Raw genomic sequence first — 1,548 nt, forward strand, 5'->3', positions numbered from 1 at the left:
CAGGACTTAGGACGATAGCTTCTAATCGTTTTGCTGCAATTTCAAAAGAATTACGTGTACGGGTACTGGTTTCAAAAAATAAATTAGCGACCACTTGCCCCTTTAATGTGTCAAACACTTGATTTTCTTTGATATTACCAAGAAAGTCGTTCGCTCGTTTCAAAATCAGATCAATTTCATTGCGGGTGAGCGATTGCATACCCAGTAGGTGATAAGGAAAATCTTTCTTAACCATTGTCGATTTGACCTACGTTTTCTTGTAACCACTGCTCCAATATTAGCTTGGCGGCATGACTATCAAATTGTTGAGGAAGCTTAAATTTTTTTTGAAACTTCTGCTCAAACCAGAATCTTTTGGCTTCAATAGTGGTAAGACGTTCATCTACGGTGTAAACCGGAAGGCCCGATTTTAATTTCAATTTGTTTGCAAATTTACGTGCAGCATGAGTAAGAGGCTGCTCTGAGCCATCCATGTTATAAGGAATTCCAACGATAAGGATATCGACCTTCCATGTTTCAATAAGCTCTTTTATTTTTTCCCAATCTGGAACCCCCTTTCCAGCTTTTAAAATAGCGACTGGATTTGCTGATTGTGTTAATGTTTGACCTACTGCTACACCAATACGCTTCAGACCAAAATCAAATCCTAATGCTGTAAAATGGGAAAATTTAACGGCGTTCATACCTATATACCTAATTGGGACATGAGGTACAGCTATTCTACCATTCTTAAGCATGACCTACTTGATCAGAAAGTCGGGTGATATCAATTCCAATCAGAGATGCTGCTTTTTGCCATCGCTGTTTTAAAGGCGTTTCAAACAAAATAATTCGATTATAGGCACAATAAGCCAATCATTGCGAGAAATTTCTTGTTCTAACTGACCAGCTTCCCAACCAGCGTAACCTAATGCAACTAGAAAATTATCAGGACCTTTATTATTAGCAATATCTTCTAGCTTCTCTTTAGAAGCAGATACAGAGAGTTGGACTTTTTTGTTTTTAGCCTGTTTTTCATAAATAATAAAACCATTTTCTTGGTTGATCGGTCCTCCCATTAAGATAGGAAGTTCCCCAATATTGGAGACCGTGAGTTTAATATTCAAATGTTCTAGCACGTTACTCAAAGTCACTTGTTGCAGAGGCTTGTTAATAATTATTCCTAGCGCTCCTTTATCGTCATATTCGGAAATATACACAACAGATTGGGTGAAATTAAAATCATTTAATTGGGGCATGGCCACTAAAAAATAATTCGATAAAAAATTTGTTTTTAACATACCAACTCAAGTATGCGGTGATATTTCCTAGGCTGCAACTCCCTTTTCAATACATCAATAATTTGCCATAATGATTTCATTTTAGCATGGCTGAGGGAAAGCATATGGACCAAATCGCTTCACGAACTATTTACACCGATCTTTCCGTTGATGAACTCATTCAGCAAGTCCTTAAAAAGGGTGAGGGTAAATTGAGCTCGACAGGTGCTTTGGCTGTTACAACCGGTAAGCGGACAGGACGCTCTCCTAAAGATCGATTTATTGTCAA

At 37.8% G+C, this 1,548-nt stretch carries 2 protein-coding genes and 2 pseudogenes; 1 reads left to right on the top strand and 3 read right to left on the bottom strand.

Annotated features, from left to right (window positions below):
• From pyrB to B1F79_RS04715, 3 genes and pseudogenes are all read right to left on the bottom strand, one after another.
• A pseudogene (gene pyrB / locus B1F79_RS04705) lies at window positions 1-235 on the bottom strand (aspartate carbamoyltransferase); the annotation flags it as partial.
• Complete coding sequence (gene ruvX, locus B1F79_RS04710) at window positions 228-683, bottom strand: Holliday junction resolvase RuvX (RefSeq protein ID WP_251366194.1); 456 nt, start codon at window positions 681-683, stop codon at window positions 228-230. The gene ruvX and the pseudogene pyrB, both read right to left, overlap by 8 nt.
• Window positions 684-729: 46 nt before the next feature.
• A pseudogene (locus tag B1F79_RS04715) lies at window positions 730-1,280 on the bottom strand (YqgE/AlgH family protein).
• Between the two features lie 104 nt (window positions 1,281-1,384).
• On the opposite strand from B1F79_RS04715, the gene B1F79_RS04720 reads away from it, so the two are divergent.
• On the top strand, window positions 1,385-1,548 hold a 164-nt coding region (locus B1F79_RS04720), incomplete at its 3' end, for a phosphoenolpyruvate carboxykinase (ATP) (RefSeq protein ID WP_251366196.1).

Source organism: Coxiella-like endosymbiont of Rhipicephalus sanguineus (assembly GCF_018687865.1).